This window comes from Helicobacter didelphidarum, from assembly GCF_003364195.1.
Classification (GTDB): Bacteria; Campylobacterota; Campylobacteria; order Campylobacterales; family Helicobacteraceae; genus Helicobacter_A; species Helicobacter_A didelphidarum.
In genome coordinates this window covers 1-876 of the sequence record NZ_NXLQ01000156.1, presented here as the reverse complement: position 1 = coordinate 876, position 876 = coordinate 1, and the positions used below count along the sequence as shown (strand labels likewise).

The 876-nt window shown below is 35.3% G+C and carries 1 pseudogene; it reads left to right on the top strand.

The window, feature by feature from the left end:
• Positions 1-823: pseudogene (locus CQA53_RS12865) on the top strand (hypothetical protein); the annotation flags it as partial.
• Positions 824-876: the final 53 nt, after the last annotated feature.

The following is an 876-nucleotide window of genomic DNA, read 5'->3' as shown; positions in this document are numbered from 1 at the left end:
AGCCATCATCAAAACACCAGAATATTGGTTTGATTTAGCCCTAAAAAACGGAAGCTATGATGCAATAAAATCCTATACCAATAGTCTAAGCAGAGAATTAAATGTTGCAGAATGGTGTATAACAGCAGGGATATTAGGCAATAAAGATACTTTTGAGTGGGCTAGCTATGGATTAAATCGATGGGGCTTTGCCACTAGAGATGAGCAAGCTAATATCCTCTCAATGCAATTAGGATTTGATGATGAATTGCGTATCGGCAAAAGTATGTCTAAACTCCTTAAGAAGATTCCAAAAGATGAGTATGGCTTACGACCATTTTTGACAGAGTATATTGATATAAGTTTTTATGAGGAATTAAACAGGACAAATTATGAGGGCGACCCTAGCTTTTTGCGTTGGAAATTTTTAGCAAAAAAAGTTGAGAATGGGGAGCTATTAGATCCTATCGATCCTAAAGCTACCAAACAAACTAGAGATGAATATCGCAAGATAGCTATGAATTGGCATAAAAACCCTTATGATGCACAAGGTTTTAAAGATGATTGGGAAGATTATGTGATAGAGAGACACTCTAAGAGAGTTGTTTTACGAGCTAAGATTCTATCAGTAACTCCCCCTCAAGGCTATCCTAATGCGCCATTTTATTTTTTTCCAGAAGAGATAGAAGAAAAATTTGAAAAGGGAGAATTAGATTTTAAGCTAGATCCTAGAATCCCAGCAATGTATAGAGAGAACTTCCCCACAGAACTAAGAGCAAAGATACTAGCTTATGCTAAAAAGCATAATATTAAAGATGATGAGATAGATTATGGAGCAAGATGATTATCCTATTAATATAGAATCTCATCTTTTAGAATCTAAAGAGGTGGTGTAGA